General features: G+C 30.3%; 1 protein-coding gene. It reads left to right on the top strand.

Going from position 1 to position 390, the window contains the following annotated elements; translation table 11 throughout:
• Nucleotides 1-390: hypothetical protein (locus tag C1I95_RS37555; protein ID WP_199524064.1), on the top strand; the 390-nt coding region annotated here is incomplete at both ends.

Consider the following 390-nt stretch of genomic DNA (forward strand, 5'->3'; position numbering starts at 1 on the left):
TGCTAAGGGATTACCTAAGGTAAAGGAATCTTGCGAAACAAATATTACTAATGTATATGTTGCTGGAGATATGAAAAAGGGACCAGCTACTATTGTTAAAGCTATAGCTGATGGTAAAGCAGTATCTAAGGACATTTTATCAAAAGAAGGATTAAGTAATGATTTTGATAAGAAAGTTTTCCCTATAAATGAGAAAAAAGTATACAGTAAAAAGGGTATATTAAAAGATCATAATTGTGTAGAAAATGAATCAGAAAGATGTCTATCTTGTAGCAACATATGTGAATTATGTGTAGATGTCTGTCCTAATAGAGCAAATGTAGTTATTAATGTAGAGGGAGATTTTAGTTCTTCACATCAAATAGTACATTTAGATGGAATGTGTAATGA

The organism is Micromonospora craterilacus (assembly GCF_003236315.1).
GTDB lineage: Bacteria > Actinomycetota > Actinomycetes > Mycobacteriales > Micromonosporaceae > Micromonospora > Micromonospora craterilacus.